This window comes from Brevibacterium sp. VCM10 (assembly GCF_000583215.1).
GTDB classification, from domain to species: Bacteria; Actinomycetota; Actinomycetes; order Actinomycetales; family Brevibacteriaceae; genus Brevibacterium; species Brevibacterium linens.
Map to the genome: position 1 here is coordinate 1 of NZ_JAJB01000077.1, position 1,263 is coordinate 1,263.

1 protein-coding gene is annotated in these 1,263 nt (G+C 65.5%); it reads left to right on the forward strand.

Translation table 11 applies throughout. The features are described 5' to 3' along the window. Positions 1-460 precede the first annotated feature (460 nt). The coding region (locus AD89_RS0116740; protein ID WP_025780691.1) for a uracil-xanthine permease family protein at positions 461-1,263 on the forward strand (803 nt) is incomplete at its 3' end.

Genomic DNA, 1,263 nt, shown 5'->3' on the forward strand with positions numbered 1-1,263 from the left:
GAGGTTGACGAGGTAGTTGAGTTTGATCGTCCTCCCGAAGTGCTCCCGGCGCAGTCGTGACCCCGCGTGGACGAGGCCGAAGACGTCCTCATCCGGCGTCGACAGAAGCGCAAGTGCCTCGGCTTCGGTGATCTCTCCCCGTTGAGGATGGACTCGGCGAGCTGGTCTGGGTTCACAAGCTGGTCGGTGCTCACAGGCGTCATCGTTTGGTCCTTCGCCTCCGTGCGATAGTGGCTCCCTGTCAGTCCAGGTCACGCCCCCTGAGCACCCCTCAATGCGTTATCAGAACCGTGATCGCTGTCTCTGCATCAGGTTCCGGCGGCACCGTCCTGAAGTGCGTTCAGCGGCCGTCGACTCGGCGAGACAGTGACCGGGCGCATAGACTTCTCTCGCCGGCACGGACCGCTGTCCGCCGGCCGGCCAACGGCCAAGAAGCAGCACGATCGGAACGAGGAGCACAATGGCGGATTCGACACAGACGGACACTCGTACCGGAACACGCAGTCGCCGCGGCTGGCGTCTGCACGGTGACGGGCGGACGATCGCTCCCGGTGAGAGGGTTCTGCCCGAGGAGCGTCTGAGCTGGCCGCGGACCATCGGCATCGGCGCCCAGCACGTCGTGGCGATGTTCGGTGCGACATTCCTCGTTCCGCTGCTCACCGGCTTCCCGCCGTCGACGACGCTGTTCTTCACCGCCATCGGCACTCTGCTCTTCCTGCTCATCACGAAGGGCATGATGCCCTCCTACCTCGGGTCGTCGTTCGGACTGCTCGCCCCGATCGGTGCGGTCACGGGGTTCTCGGCGACGTCGGGAGACGACCTCGAGCCTCATGCCATGGCCTTGGCTCAGGGTGGAATCATCTCCGTCGGAGTGACTCTGGCGTTGGTCGGACTCGTCGTCCATGTCGTCGGCGTCCGGTGGATCGAGGTGACGATGCCTCCCGTGGTCACCGGCGCCATCGTCGCGCTCATCGGCCTCAACCTGGCACCGGCCGCCTGGGACTGGGTCAAGGCCGCTCCCCTGACGGCTGTGATCACGATCATCGCAATTCTGCTGACCACGGTACTCTTCCGCGGGATGCTCGGCCGACTCTCGATCCTCATCGGCGTCCTGGTCGGCTACGGCGCGGCATGGCTGCAGGGCGAGCTCGACTTCTCCACCGTCACGAAAGCCGACTGGGTGGGACTGCCCGCGTTCCATGCCCCTGCCTTCGACCTGGGCTACCTGGGCCTCTTCCTGCCCGTCGTCCTCGTCCTCATCGC